The sequence below is a fragment of the Speluncibacter jeojiensis genome, assembly GCF_029589495.1.
In the GTDB taxonomy this organism is placed as follows: Bacteria; Actinomycetota; Actinomycetes; order Mycobacteriales; family Mycobacteriaceae; genus Speluncibacter; species Speluncibacter jeojiensis.
This window is the reverse complement of sequence record NZ_JAAIVF010000010.1, coordinates 1-18,651: the sequence shown is the minus strand read 5'-3', so window position 1 is coordinate 18,651 and position 18,651 is coordinate 1. Positions and strand designations below refer to the sequence as shown.

Sequence of the window (18,651 nt, the reverse complement as noted above, 5' to 3'; positions counted from 1 at the left end):
CGGCGATGATCGTCGCCGAGCCTGCCCCGACGTCGGGGTCGGGAGTCGGGCTATCCTGGCAACCGTCATGACTTCTCTCGCCAGCAACTCGATCGAGGGCCCGGCCTACCTCGATCACGCGGCCACCACCCCGATGCGAACGTCCGCGATCAGCGCGATGAACGAGATCTTCGCGACCGTGGGCAACGCGGCGTCCCTGCACGGTTCCGGCCGGGCCGCGCGCCGGCACGTCGAAGAGGCACGCGAGTCCATCGCGGCCGACGTCGGTGCGCGACCGTCCGAGGTGATCTTCACCTCCGGGGGCACCGAGAGCGACAACCTCGCGGTCAAGGGCATCTACTGGGCGCGGTCCGCGCGGGACCCCGGCCGCCGGCGGATCCTGGCGAGCGCGGTCGAGCACCACGCGGTGCTCGACGCGGTGCAGTGGCTGGCGGATCACGAGGGTGCCGAGGTGAGCTGGCTGCCGGTCGACCGCGACGGACTTGTCGCCCCGGACGCGCTGCGTGCGGAACTCGCCGAGCACGGCGACAGCGTCGCACTGGTGACGGTCATGTGGGCGAACAACGAGGTCGGCACCATCATGCCGATCGCGCAGCTGGCCGCGGTCGCGCACGAGTTCGGCGTGCCGATGCACAGCGACGCGATCCAGGCGGTCGGCCACCTGCCGGTCGACTTCGCCGCGAGCGGTCTCGACGCGATGAGCGTGGCCGCCCACAAGTTCGGCGGACCGCACGGGGCCGGTGCGCTGCTGCTCGGCCGCGAGGTCGCCTGCGTGCCGCTGCTGCACGGCGGTGGCCACGAGCGCGACGTGCGGTCGGGCACCCCCGACACCGCGGCGGTGGTCGGCATGGCGGCGGCGCTGCGCGAGGCGGTCACCGAGCTGTCCGTGGAGGCCGAACGCCAGCGGGTGCTACGCGACCGACTGGTCGACGGGGTGCTGCAGCTGATACCCGATGCGGTGCTCAACGGCCCGGTCGGCGCGGACCGGCTGCCCGGCAACGCGCACTTCACCTTTCCCGGCTGTGAGGGGGACTCGCTGCTGATGTTGCTCGATGCCAACGGGATCGAGTGCTCCACCGGCTCGGCATGCACGGCCGGCGTGGCCCGGCCCAGCCATGTGCTGGTCGCGATGGGCGTCGACCGGCTCGGGGCGCGCGGCTCGCTGCGCTTCTCGCTCGGCCACACCTCGACCGACCGGGACGTCGACACGCTGCTCGCGGCACTGCCGCAGGTGGTCGAGCGTGCCCGGGCGGCGGGGATGGCCGGTGGCGCCGTGCGCGACCTCGAGTCCGCCGCGGCGGTCGGTGTCTGGGGACAGCCCATGCGGAACGGGGACAGCTGATGCGTGTACTTGCTGCGATGAGCGGCGGCGTCGACTCCGCGGTGGCGGCCGCACGTGCGGTTGCGGCGGGACACGACGTGGTCGGGGTCCACCTGGCGCTGTCTACCGCCCCCGGAACGTTGCGCACCGGTTCGCGCGGGTGCTGCTCGAAGGAGGACGCCGGGGATGCGCGGCGCGCCGCCGACGTGCTCGGCATCCCGTTCTACGTCTGGGACTTCGCCGACCGGTTCAAAGAGGACGTGATCGACGACTTCGTCGCGGCCTACGCCGCGGGCGAGACACCCAATCCGTGCCTGCGCTGCAACGAGAAGATCAAGTTCTCCGCCCTGGCCGACCGCGCGATCGCGCTCGGGTTCGACGCGGTCGCCACCGGCCACTACGCCCGGCTCTCCGGAGGCGTGCTGCGCCGCGCGGTCGACGCGGACAAGGACCAGTCGTACGTGCTCGCCGTGCTCACCGCCGGACAACTCGCCCGGGCGATGTTCCCGGTCGGCGATACCGCCAAGCCGGCCATCCGCGAGGAGGCCGCAGCCCGCGGACTCGCGGTCGCCGACAAGCCGGACAGCCACGACATCTGCTTCATTCCGTCCGGCGACACCCGCGCCTTCCTGGGCGCGAAGATCGGCGTGCGGCCGGGCGCGGTGATCGACGCCGACACCGGCGACGTGCTGGCGCGCCACGAGGGGGTCCACGGATTCACGATCGGTCAGCGCAAGGGACTCGGCGTCGAGGGGCCCGCGGCCGACGGCCGCCCGCGCTACGTGACCGCGATCGAACCGGAGACCGGCGTGGTCCGCGTCGGATCGGCGGAGCGGTTGCGGGTGCGGTCGATCCGCGCCGAACGCGCGGTGTGGACGGCGGGGCACGCCCCCGACGGTCCGGTCGAGTGTGTGGTCCAGGTCCGCGCACATGGTGGGATTGCGGCAGCCGTTGCGCAGCAGCGTGATTCGGGTATCGACATCGACCTGCGCGAACCGCTGACCGGAGTTGCCAAGGGCCAGGCCGCGGTGCTCTACCTTCCGGATGCCGACGGCGACATCGTGCTCGGCAGCGGGACCATCGCGGGCACCGGGTCCCGCGGGTGAGCGAGGAACGGCCGGGCTACCCGGTCGGGGTGGCCACCGGCATCGGATCCTGGCCCGGAACGGATCCGCGCGAGGCCGCGGCGACGGTCATCGGCGAACTCGAGGCGCTGCCGCACCTTGTCGAGCTGCCCGCGCGCGGTGTCGGGGCCGACATGATCGGCCGTTCCGGTGCGCTGCTCGTCGACATCGCGATCGACCTCTCGACCACCGGCTATCGGCTGGTGCCGCACGTCGGCTCGGTGCACCGCGGCGCCGCCGACCACCTGCGCCGCGATCTCGACGCGCTCGAGGAGGCCTGGGAACGGGCCGGACTGGTCGGGTCGGGCCGGGTGATCAAGCTCCAGTCCGCCGGGCCGTTGACGTTGGGGGCGGAGCTGGAGTTGACCGGCGGCAAGCGGGTGCTCACCGACCGCGGCGCCCTGCGCGACATCGCCGATTCGCTCGCCGAGGGGATGCGCGTACACGCGGCCGAGGTCGAGCGCAGGCTCGGCGCGCGGGCCGTGGTGCAGTTCGACGAGCCGCAGCTGCCGGCGGTGCTCGGCGGGACCCTGCGCGGTCGCAGCGCCTTCGACTCGGTTGCGGCGCTGCCCGAGCCGGAGGTCGCGCACCTGCTCGAACACGTCTTCGCCACGGTGGACAGGCCGGTCGCGCTGCACTGCTGTGCCCCCGGAATCCCGTGGAAGATGTTGCGGGGCCTGAAGAGTGGCCGGTCGGGTATCGCCGCTGTGTCGTTCGATGCGCCCCTGCTGACCGCGGCGGACCTGGACGGGGTCGGGGAGCTGATCGAGGCGGGCGTGACGCTGATGCTCGGGCTGGTGCCCACCACCCTCGACGGCCGTGCGCCGGCCTGGCGCGAGGTGGCCGATGTCGCACTGAAGCTGGTGGACCGGTTGGGCTTTGCGCGCGGCGTGCTGGCCGAGCGCGTGCTGGTGACGCCGCGCTGTGGGCTGTCCGGAGCGGACCTGTCGTGGGCCCGCGGGGCGCTGCGGCTGTGCCGGGATGTCGCCACGGCGCTGGCGGAGGAGCCCGAGCGGCTCTGAGCCGGGCGCGCTCTGCCGAGGCCGCTCTGCCGCGCGCGGAATGTCGGCCGGGGCGGCGAGGTTGAGGGGATCGTGACCACGATCTTGTTGGTGTCGGGCAGCACCCGGGCCGGGTCGGCGAACACCGCGGCGCTGCGCACCGCGCGAGGCGTCGCCGACGTCGACTGTGTGCTGTTCGACGGGCTGACGGCGTTGCCCGCCTTCGTTCCCGACGGTGCTGCGCCGCCTGAGCCGGTCGCCGCGCTGCTGTCGCAGATCGACGGTGCCGACGCGGTGCTGTTCTGCACGCCGGAGTATGCCGGAACGCTGCCCGGCAGCCTGAAGAACCTGCTCGACTGGACCGTCGGCGGCGGGCAGCTCGCCGGCAAGCCGGTCGCGTGGGTGAACGTCGCACCGCCGGGGCGCGGTGACGGGGCCGTCGCCACGCTCGCGCTGGTGCTCGGCTATGTCGGAGCCCATGTCGTCGAGGGGGCCTGCGTACGGGTGCCGGTCGCCCGCGAGTCGGTCGGGCCGGACGGGCTGATCGTCGATCCCGCGGTCCGAGAGGGGCTGCGCGGGGTGCTCGGGGTGCTGACCGAGGCCGCCGCCGCGTGACCGCCGTCTCTGTCGTAGACCTGGGATAATCTGCCGTTGTGGAAGCCCCCGCAACAGACCAGCCCGGCGCTCTGGACGATCACGCCCTGGACGACGGCGCGGTTGACCGCGCCGTCGTCGATCCGGGCACCGACGCGGCGCCGGCGGCCACGCCCGCCGAGCGTGAACATTGGCACCGCCTTGCCGAGGAGGTGCGGGGGCATCAGTTCCGCTACTACGTCAAGGACGCGCCGGTCATCTCGGACGGCGAGTTCGACGCGTTGCTGCGCGAGCTGGGCGACCTCGAGGAGCGCCATCCGGACCTGCGCACACCGGACTCGCCCACCCAGCTCGTCGGCGGAGGATTCGCCACCGAGTTCACGGCGGTCGAGCACCTCGACCGGATGCTCAGCCTGGACAACGTCTTCGACGAGGACGAGCTGCGCGCCTGGATCTCCCGGGTCGAGGGACAGGTCGGATCGTCGCTGCACTATCTGTGCGAGGTGAAGATCGACGGTGTCGCCCTCGATCTGGTGTACGAGAACGGCCGGCTGGCCAGCGCGGCGACCCGCGGCGACGGGCGCACCGGCGAGGACGTCACACTCAACGCCCGCACCATCGACGACATCCCCGAAACGCTCACCGCGCGGGACGGTTTCCCGATCCCCGAGCTGCTCGAGGTCCGGGGCGAGGTGTTCTTCCGGCTGGAGGATTTCGCGGCGCTGAACGCGTCGCTGGTGGCCGAGGGCAAGGCGCCGTTCGCCAACCCGCGTAACTCCGCCGCCGGGTCGCTGCGGCAGAAGAACCCCGCGGTGACGGCGCGGCGCAGGCTCGGGATGATCTGCCACGGGCTCGGCCGCACCGTCGGGTTCACCCCGGACTCCCAGTTCCACGCGTACGAGGCGTTGGCGGCGTGGGGTCTGCCGGTGTCCACCCACACCACCCGGGTGCAGGGCGCCGACGCGGTGGCGGAGAAGGTCGGCTACTGGGACGAGCACCGGCACGACGTCGAGCACGAGATCGACGGTCTCGTGGTCAAGGTCGACGAGATGTCGCTGCACGTCGAGCTCGGCGAGACCTCGCGCGCGCCGCGCTGGGCGATCGCCTACAAGTACCCACCGGAGGAGGCGACGACCGAACTGCTCGACATCCGGGTCAACGTCGGGCGCACCGGCCGGGTCACCCCGTTCGCCTACATGAAGCCCGTGACGGTGGCCGGTTCCACGGTCTCGCTGGCGACCCTGCACAACGGCGCGGAGGTCAAGCGCAAGGGCGTCCTCATCGGCGACACCGTCGTCATCCGCAAGGCCGGCGAGGTCATCCCCGAGGTGCTCGGCCCGGTCGTCGACGTGCGCGACGGTTCCGAGCGCGAGTTCGTCATGCCCACCGAATGCCCCGAATGCGGATCGACGCTGGCCCCGGCGAAGGAGGGCGACGTCGACATCCGCTGCCCGAACAACCGCCACTGCCCGGCGCAGTTGCGCGAGCGGCTCTTCCACCTGGCCGGGCGGGGATCGTTCGACATCGAGGTGCTCGGCTACGAGGCGGCGACCGAACTGCTGGGGTCCGGGGTCATCGGCGACGAGGGCGACCTGTTCGGGATCACCGAGCAGGATCTGCTCGAGACCACGCTGTTCACCACCAAGGCGGGCGGGCTCTCCGCCAACGGCCGACGGCTGCTGCAGAACCTGTCCATCGCCAAGGACCAGCCGTTGTGGCGGGTGCTCGTGGGCCTGTCGATCCGCCACGTCGGCCCGACCGCGGCCCGCGCGTTGGCCACCGAGTTCGGCAGCCTCGAACGCATCGAGAACGCCGGTGCCGACGAACTGGGTGCGGTCGAGGGCGTGGGCCCGACCATCGCCTCGGCGGTCGTCGAGTGGTTCACCGTCGACTGGCATCGCGAGATCGTCGCGAAGTGGCGTGCCGCGGGCGTGCGGATGGAGGACGAGCGCGACGAGTCCATCGAACGGACCCTCGAAGGACTGTCGATCGTGGTGACCGGGTCGCTGGCCGGGTTCACCCGGGACGAGGCGAAGGAGGCGATCCTGGTCCGCGGCGGCAAGGCGGCGGGATCGGTGTCGAAGAAGACCGCGTTCGTCGTGGTCGGCGACGCGCCGGGATCCAAGGCGGACAAGGCCTCTGACCTGGGTGTGCCGATCCTCGACGAGGACGGCTTCCGCGCCCTGCTCGCCCAGGGTCCGGGCGCGGTCGCGCCCGTCGGCGACGAGGCGCAGTGATCCGGAGATGATCGAGATCCGCCGGGTGCGCGCCGACGAACTGGACGAGGTCGGCGCGCAGACTGCCGCCGCCTACGTCGACCTGCTCGGTGAGCAGGACGCCTATCTGGAGCGACTGCGGGACGCGGCCGGCCGGGCCGAGCAGGCCGAGCTCGTCGTCGGCCTGGTCGACGGGCAGCTGGCCGGGTCGGTCACCCTCGCCGATCCGGGAACACCGTTCGCCGACATCGCGCGGCCCGGTGAGCTCGAGTTCCGCATGCTCGCGGTGGCTCCGGTCGGTCGCGGTCACGGGGTCGGCACGGCGCTCGTCGAGCACGTCCTGGACACCGCCCGCCGCCGCGACCGCAGCGCGGTCGTGATGTCCACCCAGCCGAACATGGTGGCCGCCCGCCGCATCTACGACCGGGCCGGGTTCGTGCCCGACCCGGACCGCTATTGGCAGCCGGTCGACGGACTCACGTTGGAAGTGCTTGTGCGCGTGTTGGATCGCCCCGGCGCAGACGGGCTTTAGCGCAACACGGTCGCGACGATCCCGGCGAGGTAGCCCAGCCGCGCGATCTCGGCCGGCCGGAACGCCGGCCCGCCGGTCCGCGCGACCACCAGCGTGCGGTTACCCGATCCCAGTGGCGCCGCAGCCAGTTGGGTGTCGAGTTCCTGCCACAGCGGCGGCACCCAGTCGGCGGTGGCGTCGAGGACCGCGGCGCGCTGCAGCGGCAGCCCGGCGACGGCTCCGGCCGGCGTCTCCGGCGCCCCGGCGCTGCCCACGATCCGGCGGGTGGCGCCGTCGTCGGTGTCGACGACGGTGGCCCAGTGCACCTGCAGCACCTGGGGGGCCTCGTCGACGAGCACCTGCAGGCGATTGCCTCCGCCGGCGCCGGCGACGTGGTCGATCAGCTCGAGTTCACGGTGCGCGTCGAGCATGCCGGTGAACGGCCGGATCGAGTCGACGCGGGTGCCGGGCAACTGCTCGGCGGCGGTGATCAGTGTGTCGGGCAGCGCCCCGCGGGGCACGTCGACGATCAGGTCGTCGACCGCGAATCCGGTGCCGCGCTCGACCACGTCGAGCGAGAGGATGTCGGCGCCGACCGAGCCGAGCGCGACGGCCAGTGCACCCAGACTGCCCGGACGGTCGGGTAGCACGACCCGTAGCAGGTACGACACGAAAGACCCCTTTCCGCATGGGGATCCCGGTGCCCCCGATTCCCCATGATTGTCTCATCGCCGGCGCGCGCGTGCTCCCGCGCACGTCCGGGTCCCCGTGTGCCCGGCTGAGTTCTGCCGGTGCGGGCGCACGAACTAGGCTGGACGACGACCACCGGGTCGGTGATCCCTCGCGGATCGGTGCCGCCGAGCGTGGTCGTCCGAGACCTTCCCGACGGGCCCGCGCGGCCGGAAAGGGGCCCACGCGGTGCCTGACATCTCCCGCGACGAGGTAGCGCACCTCGCCCGGCTGTCCCGACTCGATCTGAGCGATGTGGAGCTGGACGAGTTCGCCGGCCAACTCGACGCCATCCTCGGCTACGTCAAGACGGTCACCGAGGTGGCTGCGGACCACGTGCCGCCGATGGCGAACCCCGCGGCGGTGACCAATGTGACCCGACCGGACGTCGTGGTCCCGGGGCTCTCCCCGGAGCAGGCCCTGGCGGCCGCGCCCGCCGTCGAGCAAGACCGGTTCTCCGTGCCGCAGATCCTGGGAGAAGAGCAGTGAGTGCAGAGCTGACCCGACTGTCCGCAGCAGACCTGGCGGACCGGATCCACTCCGGCGAGGTCTCCTCGGTCGAGGTGACCCAGGCGCATCTGGACCGCATCGCACAGGTCGACGGCGAGGTGCACGCCTTCCTGCACGTCGCCGGCGAGCAGGCCCTGGCGGCGGCGCGGGCGGTCGACGACGCGCGCACGGCGGGGGAAGCGCCCGCCTCGGCGCTGGCCGGCGTGCCGCTGGCGCTCAAGGACGTGTTCACCACCACCGACATGCCGACCACCTGCGGGTCGAAGATCCTCGAGGGCTGGACGTCGCCGTACGACGCCACGCTGACCACGAAGCTGCGCCAGGCGGGCATCCCGGTGCTCGGCAAGACCAACCTCGACGAGTTCGCGATGGGCTCGTCCACCGAGAACTCCGCCTACGGCCCGACCCGCAACCCGTGGGACACCACCCGCATCCCGGGCGGTTCCGGCGGCGGCTCGGCCGCGGCGCTCGCGTCGTTCCAGGCCCCGTTGGCGATCGGCACCGACACCGGCGGCTCGATCCGCCAGCCGGCGGCGGTCACCTCGACGGTCGGCGTCAAGCCCACCTACGGGACCGTCTCCCGGTTCGGGCTGGTGGCCTGCGCGTCGTCGCTGGACCAGGGCGGACCGTGCGGTCGCACCGTGCTGGACACCGCGCTGCTGCACGAGGTCGTCGCCGGCTACGACCCGCGCGACTCGACGTCGGTGAACGAACCGGTCCGCCCGGTCGTCGCCGCGGCCCGTGAGGGTGCCCGCGGCGATCTGCGCGGGGTCAAGGTCGGCGTGGTGCGTGAACTGCACTCGGACAGCTACCAGCCCGGCGTGCTGCAGTCCTTCGACGCCGCGGTCGCGCAACTGACCGATCTGGGCGCCGAGGTCATCGAGGTGTCCTGCCCGCACTTCACCCACGCGCTCGCCTCGTACTACCTGATCCTGCCCAGCGAGGTGTCGTCGAACCTGGCCCGGTTCGACGCCATGCGCTACGGCATGCGCGTCGACGACGGATCGATGAGCGCCGAACAGGTGATGTCCGCGACCCGCGCCGCCGGATTCGGCAAAGAGGTCAAGCGCCGCATCATGATCGGCACCTACGCGTTGTCGTCCGGGTACTACGACGCGTACTACGGGCAGGCACTGAAGGTGCGCACGCTCATCGCCCGCGACTTCGCGGCCGCGTTCGAGCAGGCCGACGTGCTCGTGTCGCCGACCAGCCCGTTCACCCCGTGGAAGATCGGCGAGAAGGTCAACGATCCGCTGGCGATGTACCTGTCGGACCTGTGCACGTTGCCGACGAACCTGGCCGGCAACTGCGCGATCTCGGTGCCGTCGGGACTGTCGGCCGACGACGGGCTGCCGGTCGGCCTGCAGATCATGGCGCCCGCGCTCGCCGACGAGCGGCTCTACCGGGTCGGCGCGGCGTACGAGGCGGCGCGCGGCGAACTGGCGACCGCCGCCATCTGATCGGATCCGGACCGGCCGGGGCGGCACGCGGGTAACGCGTCGCCCTGGCCGGCGCCGTAGACGTGACCGTGCCCCGGCGGTGTCGCCGTGGCGGAGAGCAGGTCGACGCCGGTCTGCACGAAGCCGACCAGCGGCAACCACTGAGGTACCGGCGCATCGGTGCGGGTGCCGTGTGCGCGCGGCGGCGACCACAGCAGCCGGGGGGAGAACCGCACCACCGGATCGGACGAATTGGCCAGCACCGCAGTGTTTCCCGGAACTGCAGTGTTTCCCGGAACCGCGGTGCTCGTCGGTGCGAGGGTTCCCGCGGGTGGCCCTGCCCACAGTGCCCCGCAGACCGGTACCTGTGCGATGGCGGCGCTGCCCGCGACCGAGCCCAGGCTCTGGCCGTACACGTACAGCGCAGGCCGGCGATCCTGCGGCAGCGCGTCGAGGGCGGCTCGGACCGCGGCGACCGTGTTCCGTGCGCTCTCGACGGCGCCCCCGCGGTCGAAGAGATAGCCGACCCAGCTGGGCACGGCCGAATACTGGACGCCCACGATGGCCACGTCACCGGAGAACCTGCGTTCGAATGCGTTCGCCGCCGCGTCGTCGATCCAACCCGACCCGGTCGGGACGGCCACGACCACCGCCTTACGGTCGAGCCCGCCGGTCCGCCGCAGTTCCGCGACCGCGAGCTCGGCCCGCCGCGCGTCGGTCGGTGCACTGTCCATCCCCACGTACACCCGGGCAGCGGCCGGGTGCCGGACGTCGGAGACGAACCGGCGCCCCTCGACACCGAGCGTCGACCACGGCACGAGCGTGCCGGGACCGCCGGTGCGTGTGGTCAGGTGCGGCCGGGCGGTCGTCGACTCGAGGATCGCGTCGGCCCGCGTGTAGTGCGCGTCGGCCCACCGCCACGCCGCGGGCACGCCGAACGTGGTGCCGAGCGTGATCAGTGTCAACAGTCCTGCAACACAGCGGATCCTGCCTGTTCGCGCGACCGCCCTGCGGAGTGCGGAGCCGATCGCGGCGGCCGTCGAGAGCGTCGTCGCCGCGATCGTGAGCATCTCGATCCAGTAGCCGGACCCCACGGCGGGCATCGACATGGCCGCGCGCAGGCCGGTCTGCCAACTCGCTGCGACGGCGACCATCGCGGCCACGACGAGGACGGCACCGGCCAATCCGATCTCGCGGGTCATCTGACGTGCGTGCGTGCAGGGCCGATCGGAGTCGGGTGGATCGCAGACGCGCCGGCCGAAGGTGAGGCGCAGCAGCGCGCGGATGCCGACGGCCAGACCCAGCCCGACCGCTGCGAGCAGCCCGGTCTCGAGGCCCTGCACCGGTGCGGACCGGGGCAGCAGCGACGGCGCCAGCGCGACGGTCGCGCCCGCGGTGGTGCCGAGGGTGGCGGTCAGGCTCGGCACGCGTGCGAGCGCGGCCCAGTGCAGGGGCCGGGCGATCGTGGGAGCGGCGCTCACGCGGGCACCGCCGATGTGGCGAGGTCCCGGTAGGCGCCCTCAGGGCGGCGCCGTCGCGAGTACCAGGCCAGTGTCGCCAACCCGGCGCCGACACCCGCGACGCCGTACCAGCCGAGGCGCTCGTGCACCGGGTTCCCATAGCCCTGCCGCCACGAGTTCATGTCGACGGCGGTGCCGGCCAGGTTTGCCATCGCGTAGCAACCCGTGCGGGCATCATCGGTCTGCTGCACCGTGCAGGCGGCGTGCATGCGCTGATCGAGCCGGGAGTCGAGCCCCTGGCGGGCCCACGGCCCCAGTGCACCGCCGTGACGCCGGGCGTAGCGCAGCAGGTCGTAGCCGAGATCGTGTGCCTTGCAAGGGATGTCGAAGGAGGAAGGCAATGCGATGGGTGACGAGCAGCCGCCGTCGGGGTTGACCAACAGCCCGCCTCGCACCACTGGCCGGTAGCCCGCCTCGGCGGCGAAGCCGGCGGGAACGATCTCGGGGTCGGCGGCGCGAGCGCCGATCAGTGCTGTGATCGCCTGTGCCGCAGCGGTATCCGAGTCGGTGGTGGAGGTGGGGGTGATGAGTGCCGCGGCGGCCGGGGCGAGCAGCGCCGTGCCGAACCCGGCTCCGACGGTGGCGGTGACGACGACAGCGGCGGCGGAAAGCGCCGCGCGCGCCCGGCGTCGCGGAGTGGGGGAGCGGTCCGTGCGGGTAGCGGTCATGCCGGTGACGCTAGGAATCGATCGTGGCACGGGGCATCGAGCCGTGACGTGATCTTGGTGTGGGACGTGAGAGGTGGGGCGGGGTGCGACCGATACTCCGGTACGATCTGGATCTCCCTCCTGAGGGTGACGCGCCGTCGTCCCCGGCTTCCTACAGTGAAACGGTGATCTCAGTTCGGCGGAAGACCCCCCGGAGCCGGCGGCCCCGCGTGTCGTGGCCCCATGTGTCGTGGCCCCATGTGTCGTGGCCCCACATGTCGTCCGGCGGCGTGCTGGACCTGGCCGTGGTGGTGACCACGCTGACGCTGTTCTCGGTGGCCTGGCCGACCCTGCACCTGACCCACGAGGTACCCGCGCCGCTACAGCCGATCGTCGCCGGGTGTGCGGCGTTGCCGTTCGCGCTGATCCGGGTCAACCCCGACCTCGGCTGGTTGATCTCGGCCGGTGCCGCGCTGACCATCCCGTGGTTCTTCGACGTGCACGCGGACTATCCGCTGCCGTGGCAGGTTGTGCACATCATCGTGCTGCTGGTACTGCTGGCGGCGGTGGTGCTCCGGTGTCCGCCGGTGCACGCGGGACTCGCGTGGCTGGGCACCGTGCTGCTGTTCATCGGGTATGCGCCTGGACGGGACGGTTTCGGTTGGGCCTTCGGGCTCACTGCGCTCGCGCTGTTCTGCGTGCTGATCCGCTGGCTGGTGCTCTCGCGTCGCCAACTCGCGCGGCAGGAGGAACTGAGTGAACTCGAACGCACCCGCCGCACGGTGCTCGAGGAGCGTGCGCGGATCGCGCGGGACCTGCACGACGTGGTGGCCCATCACATGTCCCTCGTCGTCGTGCAGGCGCAGACCGCGCCCTACCGGCTGAGTGACGTCTCGCCGGAGGCCCGGGCCGAGTTCGACTCGATCGGGGAGGTGGCGCGGCAGGCGCTCAACGAGATCCGCGGCATGCTCGGGGTGCTGCGCAGCGACGGCCAGTCGGCCGAACTGGCCCCGCAGCCCGGCGTCGGCCAGTTGTCCGCGCTGTTCGACTCGAGCAGGCGCGCCGGCGTGTCGTTGACGCCGGTGGTCTCCGGTGAGCAGGACGGAGTCACGGAGGCGGTGGGTCTGGCGGCCTATCGGATCGTCCAGGAATCGCTGGCGAACGCCGCCCGGCATGCGCCGGGCGCCGCGGTCGAGGCGCGCGTGGACCTGGGGGTGGCCGAGAGTGAACTGGTCGTCGTCACGGTGGTGAACGGGCCTGTGGCGAACGGCCCTGTCGTCAACGCTCCTGGGGCGATGGGCTCCGGGGGCAACGGGATCGCGGGCATGCGCGAACGCGCGCAGTCCGTCGGCGGCACCCTCGAGGCGCATCCGCTGGCCGGCGGCGGGTTCGCGGTCAGCGCCCGACTCCCGCGCACCGGATTCGCGGTCGGGAGCGCATAGGGTGGCCCGGTGACCATCACGGTATTCATCGCCGACGATCAGGCCATGGTCCGGCAGGGGTTCGGGGCGCTGCTGGCGGCGCAACCCGATCTGAGCGTCATCGGCGAGGCGTCCGACGGACGCACCGCCGTGCGTGAGGTGCGCCGACTGCGCCCCGATGTGGTGCTGATGGACGTCCGCATGCCGGAGATGAACGGGCTCGAGGCCACGCGGGAGATCCTGGCGACCAAGACCGACCCGCCGGTGCACGTGCTGATGCTCACGACCTTTGACATCGACGACTACGTGTACGAGGCGCTGCGACTCGGCGCCGGGGGGTTTCTGCTCAAGGACGCGCCGGCCGAGGAACTGGTGCGGGCGGTGCGGGTCGTCGCGGCGGGCGATGCGCTGCTGGCGCCGTCGATCACGCGCCGGTTGATCGACGACGTGACCCGGCGCCGACCTGCGCGCAGCAACTCGGTCAGCGGATTGGACACCCTGACCCCGCGTGAGCGTGAGGTGCTCGAACTGATCGCGCGGGGGCTCTCCAACAGCGAGATAGCGGCGTCGCTCGTCGTCGCCGAGCAGACGGTCAAGACGCACGTCGGCAAGGTACTCGGCAAACTGGGATTGCGCGATCGAGCGCAGGCGGTGGTCGTCGCCTACGAGGCGGGCGTCGTCACACCCGGTTGAGCCAATCGGTCGGAGCCTAGAGGCCGGAGGGAGCCGCTCCGACATGGCGTTTCACCGTATCGGCGTGCTCACGGCGGCACAATGGGGCCATGCGCGTCGGCATCCTGACCAGCGGTGGTGACTGTCCGGGCCTGAACGCCGTCATCCGCGGCGCGGTCCTCAAGGGCACCACGGTGTACGATCAGGAGTTCGTCGGATTCCTGGACGGGTGGCGCGGACTGGTCGAGGGCGACGTCATGGAACTGGACCGCCCGGCCGTGCGCGGCCTGTCCCACGAGGGCGGAACCATGCTCGGCACCAGCAGGTTCGGTCCGTATCAGGGTCCGAACGGGGGCGCGGCGCGGATCGCGGAGGTACTCGAGCGGCTCGGCATCGACGCGGTGATCGCGATCGGCGGCGAGGGGACGGCCACGGCCGCGCAGCGGCTCTACGACGACGGCATCCGCATCGTCGGTGTGCCGAAGACCATCGACAACGACCTCGACCAGACCGACTACACCTTCGGGTTCGACACCGCCGTCGAGATCGCCACCGAGGCGATCGACCGCCTGCGTACCACCGGCAACTCGCATCGCCGCTGCATGGTGCTCGAGGTGATGGGACGCGACGCCGGCTGGATCGCGTTGCACTCGGGCACGGCCGGAGGCGCGCACGCAATCCTCATCCCCGAGCACCCGGAGACGATCGAGCAGGTCTGCGCCTGGGTGTGCAGCGTCCGAGACCGCGGCCGGGCGCCGATGGTGGTGGTGGCGGAGGGCTTCCGGTTGCCGGAGATGGCCGAGGGGTATTCGACGAAGGGCCGGGACAACCTGGACCGGCCCAGGCTCGGCGGCATCTCCGAGGTGCTCGCGCCGATGATCGAGCAGCACACCGGGATCGAGACGCGCGCCACGGTGCTCGGCTACGTGCAGCGCGGCGGCGTGCCGACCGCGTTCGACCGGGTGCTGGCGACCCGGCTCGGCATGGCCGTGACCGATCTGGTCGCTCAGGGACAGTGGGGGAACATGGTGGCGCTGCACGGCACCGACATCGTCCCCGTGCACTTCGACGAGGCACTGGCGGACCACAAGAAGGTGCCGCTCGAGCGCTACCTGGAGATGCGGGTGATGTTCGGCTGACCGGTGACCGGCGGGGCCGTCGGTGCGCCCGGCCGGGTGACTAATATCGTTGCCATGACTGCCGCCATGTCCGAAGACCTGCTCGCCTATGACGAGGTTCTCGAGAAGTTCGACCCGGTCCTCGGAATGGAGGTGCACGTCGAACTCGGCACCGCCACCAAGATGTTCTGCGGCTGCCCGACCACCTTCGGCGGCGAGCCGAACACGCAGGTCTGCCCCGTCTGCCTCGGACTGCCGGGTTCTATGCCGGTGGTCAACGAGAAGGCCGTCGAGTCGGCGATCCGCATCGGGCTGGCGCTGAACTGCTCGATCACCCCGTGGGGCCGGTTCGCGCGGAAGAACTACTTCTACCCGGATCAGCCGAAGAACTACCAGATCTCCCAGTACGACGAGCCGATCGCGCAGAACGGCTACCTCGACGTCGTGCTCGACGACGGCACCACCTGGCGGGTCGAGATCGAGCGGGCACACATGGAGGAGGACACCGGCAAGTCGCTGCACGTGGGCGGCGCGACCGGTCGCATCCACGGCGCCAGCCACTCGTTGCTCGACTACAACCGGGCCGGGGTGCCGCTGGTAGAGATCGTGACCAAGCCGATCGAGGCGACCGGCGAGCGTGCGCCCGAGGTGGCGCGCGCCTATGTGACCGCGCTGCGTGACCTGCTCAAGGCGCTCGAGGTGTCCGACGTCCGGATGGACCAGGGGTCGCTGCGCTGCGACGCCAACGTCTCGCTGATGCCCAAGGGCGCGGACGAGTTCGGTACCCGCACCGAGACCAAGAACGTCAACTCGCTCAAGAGCGTCGAGGTGGCGGTTCGCTATGAGATGCGCCGGCAGGCGGCCGTGCTGGAGGCCGGCCGCGAGGTCGTACAGGAGACCCGGCACTTCCAGGAGGCGGACGGCACCACCTCGCAGGGCCGGCGCAAGGAGACCGCCGAGGACTACCGCTACTTCCCCGAGCCGGACCTCGAGCCGGTCGCGCCGAGCGCGGAGTGGGTCGAGCAGCTGCGCGGCACCCTGCCCGAGCTGCCCTGGGTGCGCCGGGCACGGATCCAGTCGGAGTGGGGCGTGTCCGATGAGGAGATGCGCGACCTGGTCAACGCAGGGGCGCTCGAATTGGTCATCGCGACCACCGAGGCCGGTGCGCCGGCGGCCGAGGCGCGGTCGTGGTGGGTCGCCTACCTGACGCAGCAGGCGAACACCCGTGAGGTCGAGCTCGCGGCACTGCCGATCACCCCGGCACAGCTGGCCCGTGTGATCGCGCTGATCGCCGAGGGCAAGCTGACCAACAAGCTGGCCCGGCAGGTCGTCGACGGTGTGCTGGCCGGTGAGGGCGAGCCGGACGAGGTCGTCGCCGCGCGGGGACTGGAGGTCGTCAACGACGACAGCGCCCTGCAGGCCGAGGTCGACAAGGCGCTGGCCGCCAACCCGGACATCGCCGAGAAGATCCGCGGCGGCAAGGTCGCAGCCGCGGGGAAGATCGTCGGCGACGTGATGAAGGCGACCCGCGGTCAGGCGGACGCCGCCCGGGTGCGGGAGCTGGTGCTCGCTGCCTGCGCATGACCGGGCTGCTCGACACGCTTGCTTTTCGGCTCCGCTGACGGGGGCGCTCCACGATAATCGGCTGCGTGCCGAGCGTTGGAGCGTCCCTGTTCTGGATCGTGCTGAGTGCTGTGGTCGCGCCACTCGTGGCGGGGCTGGTGCCGCGCAAGCTGGTACCCGAGGTGGTGCTGCTGCTGGTGGCCGGCGTGCTCATCGGCCCGCACGTCGCGAACCTGGCGGTGGTGAGCAACGAGATCGAACTGCTCAAGCAACTCGGTCTGGGCATGCTGTTCCTGCTGGCCGGCTACGAGGTGGAGACGGACGAGCTGCGCGGTCCGGGCGGACGGCGGGCGATCGTCACCTGGCTCGTCTGTCTGGCGCTGGCGTTCGGCGTGATCGGGTTGATCGGACTGACCGGGACGGTCAACGCCGAGGTGGCGGTCGCGATCGCGTTGACGTCGACGGCGTTGGGCACGCTGCTGCCGATCCTCAAAGACAACTCGATGATGGGCACCACGCTCGGGCGCGCGGTGCTCAATCACGGTGCGGTCGGCGAGCTCGGCCCGGTGATCGCGATGGCGGTCCTGCTGGGCAGCAGGGGCGCGGTCGGGTCGCTGGTCGCGTTGGTGTTGTTCGCCGTCGCCGCGGTCGTCGTTGGCGCAGTGCCGAGGGGGTTCTTGCAGCGTGAGGGGTCCCGGGTTGTGGGGATCATCCGTCGCGGCTCGGAAACCACCGCACAGACGACCGTGCGGTTGACGATGCTGCTGCTCGTCGCGTTGTTGCTGTTGGCGTCGGTGTTCGAGCTCGACGTCATTCTCGGGGCGTTCGCCGCGGGGTTCATCCTGCGCCGGCTGCTTCCCGCCGGCGACGAGAGTCTGGAGAAGAAGCTCGAGGGCTTGGCGTTCGGTTTCCTGATCCCGGTGTTCTTCACGACCGCCGGGATGGCGATCGACATCGGTGCGGTCGCCGCCAAGCCGCTCGTGCTGGTGGTCTTCTTGCTGCTGATCCTGCTGGTGCGCGGACTGCCGGTACTCATTGCGACGCGGCTGGACCGCACCGAACCCGCTCGGGCGAACGGTCGCACGTTCACCACCCGAGAGCAGTTCCAGGTGGGCCTGTACGGAGCGACCGGTCTGCCACTGATCGTGGCGGTGACCGGAGTCGCGGTCGCCGCCGGGCAGATGAGTGAGTCGAGCGCCTCGATTCTCGTTGCGGCAGGCACGGTCACGGTCCTGCTGCTGCCGTCGACGGCCACACTGCTGGAGCGGCGTCGCGACGAGGAGCCCTCGCCGGCCTGACGCCGTGCCGGAGCACACGTCATGTCCGTGCACGTCAGCCCCACACCGCGGTTCTGCGGTGCGGAGCTGACGTGTTCGGTTGTGGTGCTTGGTTTTCCGGTGCGGGTGCTTGGCCGATTCGGTTTCCCGCTCAGGCGGCGGTGCGGCCGTGGGCGGGGAGGGGTTTTCGGTCGGGGTCGCGGGAGCGTGGCGGCCGGAACCAGGGAAGCAGGTCGGGTCCGATGAATACTTCCCACTCGCTGTGGTGGATCAGTCGATGGTGGTAGCGGCAGAGCAGCACCGTGTTCGACAGGTCGGTCTCACCGCCGTCGGCCCAGTGGATGATGTGGTGGGCGTCTGTCCAGGCGGCGGGCCTACCGCAGCCGGGGAACGCGCAACACCGGTCACGGACGATCAAGGCGCGGCGTAGCGAGGCGGGAACCAACCGGTCTTTGCGGCCGAGTTTCAACGGGACGCCGTCGTCGTTGATGATGATCGGGGTGATGATGCAGTCACACGCCAACCGGCGCGTCGAGGCGCGGGAGAGCGGGCCGGTCCACATCATCTGCGGACCGAGGCCGCCGGCGGACCCGGATCCCGACCCAGGCCCGTGGCCGTTGCGACTGCCTCCGCTGCCGCTACTGTGGCCGGCGGCTTCACCCTTGCCGCCCTGGCCGGCTTCGCCGCCGCAACCGCACTCGCAGCCACCCTCCCCGTCGCCATCGCCGTCGCCGTCGCAGTGGTGGAGGTCGTTGATGTTCACCAACACCGTCAGGTGTGGTTTCTCGCCGCCCTCGACCGGTCCGGCACCGCAGTCGTGGAAGCGACGCAGCATTTCGGTGACCGCGTCCGCCCGCCGCAGCGCCGCCGGCCTCGGATCGGGTTCCCCACCCGGACCCGGCACGGGTGCGGAGAGTTTCGACAGGGCCGTCAGCAGCATCTCCCCGGTCTCCGAATCCACATCACCCCTGATGACAACGCGCCCGTT

Annotated in this window: 17 protein-coding genes; 13 read left to right on the top strand and 4 right to left on the bottom strand. The window is 71.4% G+C overall.

Annotated features, from left to right (window positions below; genetic code table 11):
- Positions 1 to 67 precede the first annotated feature (67 nt).
- The 6 genes from G4X40_RS22065 to G4X40_RS22040 all read left to right on the top strand — a co-directional run bounded on the left by G4X40_RS22065 (position 68) and on the right by G4X40_RS22040 (position 6,788).
- Entirely contained in the window at positions 68 to 1,342 is a 1,275-nt protein-coding gene (locus tag G4X40_RS22065) for a cysteine desulfurase family protein (RefSeq protein WP_277835790.1), read from the top strand.
- On the top strand, positions 1,342 to 2,427 hold the full coding sequence (gene mnmA / locus G4X40_RS22060) for a tRNA 2-thiouridine(34) synthase MnmA (RefSeq protein ID WP_277835789.1): 1,086 nt from the start codon (positions 1,342 to 1,344) through the stop codon (positions 2,425 to 2,427). Before G4X40_RS22065 ends, mnmA begins: the two co-directional genes overlap by 1 nt.
- The gene (locus tag G4X40_RS22055) at positions 2,424 to 3,467 is read left to right on the top strand and encodes a methionine synthase (protein WP_277835788.1); all 1,044 of its coding nucleotides are present in this window, start codon (positions 2,424 to 2,426) and stop codon (positions 3,465 to 3,467) included. The genes mnmA and G4X40_RS22055 overlap by 4 nt, the downstream gene beginning before the upstream one ends.
- Positions 3,468 to 3,539: 72 nt before the next feature.
- The gene (locus G4X40_RS22050; RefSeq protein WP_277835787.1) at positions 3,540 to 4,061 is read left to right on the top strand and encodes an NADPH-dependent FMN reductase; all 522 of its coding nucleotides are present in this window, start codon (positions 3,540 to 3,542) and stop codon (positions 4,059 to 4,061) included.
- An 86-nt stretch (positions 4,062 to 4,147) separates the two neighbouring features.
- Positions 4,148 to 6,277, top strand: a complete 2,130-nt coding sequence (ligA, locus tag G4X40_RS22045; protein ID WP_277835812.1) for an NAD-dependent DNA ligase LigA — start codon at positions 4,148 to 4,150, stop codon at positions 6,275 to 6,277.
- Between the two features lie 7 nt (positions 6,278 to 6,284).
- A complete protein-coding gene (locus tag G4X40_RS22040; RefSeq protein WP_277835786.1) occupies positions 6,285 to 6,788 on the top strand; it encodes a GNAT family N-acetyltransferase in 504 nt (167 codons plus the stop codon).
- Here G4X40_RS22040 and G4X40_RS22035 read toward each other — a convergent pair.
- Positions 6,785 to 7,438, bottom strand: a complete 654-nt coding sequence (locus G4X40_RS22035) for an ACT domain-containing protein (protein WP_277835785.1) — start codon at positions 7,436 to 7,438, stop codon at positions 6,785 to 6,787. The genes G4X40_RS22040 and G4X40_RS22035 overlap by 4 nt on opposite strands.
- A gap of 247 nt (positions 7,439 to 7,685) precedes the next feature.
- Between G4X40_RS22035 and gatC the strand changes: the two genes are divergently transcribed.
- Positions 7,686 to 7,985 carry an Asp-tRNA(Asn)/Glu-tRNA(Gln) amidotransferase subunit GatC gene (gene gatC, locus G4X40_RS22030; RefSeq protein WP_277835784.1) on the top strand — a complete coding sequence of 100 codons (300 nt, stop codon included), beginning with the start codon at positions 7,686 to 7,688 and terminating at the stop codon, positions 7,983 to 7,985.
- Positions 7,982 to 9,466 (top strand): Asp-tRNA(Asn)/Glu-tRNA(Gln) amidotransferase subunit GatA, encoded by a 1,485-nt coding sequence (gatA, locus tag G4X40_RS22025; RefSeq protein ID WP_277835783.1) that lies wholly within the window; start codon positions 7,982 to 7,984, stop codon positions 9,464 to 9,466. The genes gatC and gatA overlap by 4 nt, the downstream gene beginning before the upstream one ends.
- On the opposite strand, the gene G4X40_RS22020 is transcribed toward gatA, so the two are convergent.
- On the bottom strand, positions 9,406 to 10,926 hold the full coding sequence (locus G4X40_RS22020; RefSeq protein ID WP_277835782.1) for an alpha/beta-hydrolase family protein: 1,521 nt from the start codon (positions 10,924 to 10,926) through the stop codon (positions 9,406 to 9,408). The two genes, gatA and G4X40_RS22020, sit on opposite strands and share 61 nt — an antisense overlap.
- Complete coding sequence (locus G4X40_RS22015) at positions 10,923 to 11,633, bottom strand: hypothetical protein (protein WP_277835781.1); 711 nt, start codon at positions 11,631 to 11,633, stop codon at positions 10,923 to 10,925. The genes G4X40_RS22020 and G4X40_RS22015 overlap by 4 nt, the downstream gene beginning before the upstream one ends.
- 254 nt (positions 11,634 to 11,887) lie before the next feature.
- Here G4X40_RS22015 and G4X40_RS22010 point away from each other — a divergent pair, with 254 nt between their 5' ends.
- The 5 genes from G4X40_RS22010 to G4X40_RS21990 all read left to right on the top strand — a co-directional run bounded on the left by G4X40_RS22010 (position 11,888) and on the right by G4X40_RS21990 (position 17,684).
- Positions 11,888 to 13,054 (top strand): sensor histidine kinase, encoded by a 1,167-nt coding sequence (locus G4X40_RS22010; protein WP_277835780.1) that lies wholly within the window; start codon positions 11,888 to 11,890, stop codon positions 13,052 to 13,054.
- A gap of 9 nt (positions 13,055 to 13,063) precedes the next feature.
- The gene (locus tag G4X40_RS22005; protein WP_277835779.1) at positions 13,064 to 13,726 is read left to right on the top strand and encodes a response regulator; all 663 of its coding nucleotides are present in this window, start codon (positions 13,064 to 13,066) and stop codon (positions 13,724 to 13,726) included.
- Positions 13,727 to 13,815: 89 nt separating this feature from the next.
- Positions 13,816 to 14,844: an ATP-dependent 6-phosphofructokinase gene (locus G4X40_RS22000; protein ID WP_277835778.1), complete on the top strand. Its 1,029-nt coding sequence runs from the start codon at positions 13,816 to 13,818 to the stop codon at positions 14,842 to 14,844.
- Positions 14,845 to 14,898: 54 nt separating this feature from the next.
- Positions 14,899 to 16,407 carry an Asp-tRNA(Asn)/Glu-tRNA(Gln) amidotransferase subunit GatB gene (gene gatB, locus G4X40_RS21995; protein WP_277835777.1) on the top strand — a complete coding sequence of 503 codons (1,509 nt, stop codon included), beginning with the start codon at positions 14,899 to 14,901 and terminating at the stop codon, positions 16,405 to 16,407.
- A gap of 65 nt (positions 16,408 to 16,472) precedes the next feature.
- Positions 16,473 to 17,684, top strand: coding sequence for a cation:proton antiporter (locus G4X40_RS21990; RefSeq protein ID WP_277835776.1), 1,212 nt, complete (start codon positions 16,473 to 16,475; stop codon positions 17,682 to 17,684).
- Between the two features lie 130 nt (positions 17,685 to 17,814).
- Here G4X40_RS21990 and G4X40_RS21985 read toward each other — a convergent pair.
- Positions 17,815 to 18,651 (bottom strand): HNH endonuclease signature motif containing protein (locus G4X40_RS21985; RefSeq protein WP_277835775.1); only part of this gene is annotated, 837 nt, incomplete at its 5' end.